Source organism: Secundilactobacillus paracollinoides DSM 15502 = JCM 11969, from assembly GCF_001311135.1.
Lineage (GTDB): Bacteria > Bacillota > Bacilli > Lactobacillales > Lactobacillaceae > Secundilactobacillus > Secundilactobacillus paracollinoides.
Genome location: NZ_BBAG01000157.1, coordinates 1 through 1046, shown reverse-complemented (window position 1 = coordinate 1046; position 1046 = coordinate 1). Strand labels below are relative to the sequence as shown.

Here is a 1046-nt window from a genome sequence, read left to right as displayed (position 1 = left end):
AATCCCGACTGGCATACTAACGGGCCTGGTTTTCTGGTTATTAACCAGGTATTTCAGTTAATTAACAGCAATTTTGCAGGATTTTATGATCTAAATTACTGATAATTTTATCTCATGGTTAAAACGACTTAGATCTCTATTTGCATAAAATCAGGTCTTTAAAACCAATTAACTCATTTTTTTGCTTATTATTGGCCGTATTTATCGTTTCTTAGCCATTTCAAACCAAGCTTGGTGTATTTATATGTCAGTTAGTTAAAACGGCTGATAAACGATTTTAGAGCCAATCTGAATGAGCCTCTTGCTCTTTGAATTCTTCGGGGTGTTTGGCCGCATATTCTCTAGCCGCTTGTTGGTTCCACCAAATCGCAAATAGGTTTTGCATGGTGCCGTATAAGTAGTTCTCCACGTTCTTGATATGCTTCTCATTGCTTCTCAGGGCGTTAAAGTAGCGTCTCAAGGCTTTAGTCATCAAAGGTTTTAGTTCTTCGTCGTCAAGCGGGATTAGAACCCCAATATCTTGATGATCTTTTTCAACTCGGTACTTAGCATTTAAGATAATGCCAATGAAGCGCCGCATTTGTTGCGGAGTGCGGCACCAGAAACTTAGTAATTGCACGGCTTCGGGTTCTAAGAAAACGGGGAGCCCACTGTCTTCATCAGTTAAGAAGTCATTAGCATGGTTCACCAAATCCTGGTTTTGCTTTTGAATTTCTGCTGGTGAAAAATGGGCTGTGGAAAAGTCCAACTTTTGAGTATCTATATTGTATCTATTAGTATCTCTTTCTTTAAGTTCTTTATCTAGATCGTGTCCGATTTTCGGATTTTCGCTCGTAGCAAGGGTTCCAACGGTCTCCCGCGAACGTCCGATTTTCGGATTTTCGCTCGTAGCAAGGGTTTGCGGCTCTTTTTGAGCATATTCACCGCGTAAATAGACGTCAGTTGACTGCATATCTAGTTCGGCCAGGTAAAGTCGATTGGGTTCGTTTTTGCCAGTTTTGGGATTGAAATGCATGGCTTTTTGATAAAGTAGTCCTGCACGTTCT

1 protein-coding gene is annotated in these 1046 nt (G+C 40.5%); it reads right to left on the bottom strand.

The genetic code is table 11. The features are described 5' to 3' along the window. Window positions 1-277: 277 nt before the first annotated feature. A partial coding sequence (locus JCM11969_RS16770; RefSeq protein WP_054713019.1) for a hypothetical protein occupies window positions 278-1046 on the bottom strand: 769 nt, incomplete at its 5' end.